The 234-nt window shown below is 26.5% G+C and carries 1 protein-coding gene; it reads left to right on the top strand.

Going from position 1 to position 234, the window contains the following annotated elements; translation table 11 throughout:
• Positions 1-234: hypothetical protein (locus tag ACY2RX_RS14940; protein WP_490104752.1), on the top strand; the 234-nt coding region annotated here is incomplete at both ends.

Raw genomic sequence — 234 nt, 5'->3', positions numbered from 1 at the left:
ACTAAAGTCTATAAAACAAGAAAAGAATGAATATCAAGATGATATTTACTATTCAAAAGTAAAATATACCAACTTTATAAAAGAAGAACCTGAAAACAGATTTAATGTAATTACAACTAAAAATAAGTTTTATGAATATGAAGAGGAGTTAAGGTTGTTCATATTTCATTATCCATACTCAGAAGGTGGAATGAAAACGCCATATGATGTTTCAGTAGGAAGAAGACTAAAAGT

The sequence above is a fragment of the Polaribacter sp. 2405UD43-2 genome (assembly GCF_058147125.1).
Note: the sequence above shows the minus strand (reverse complement) of the source record. Positions and strands in the feature narration are given on the sequence as shown.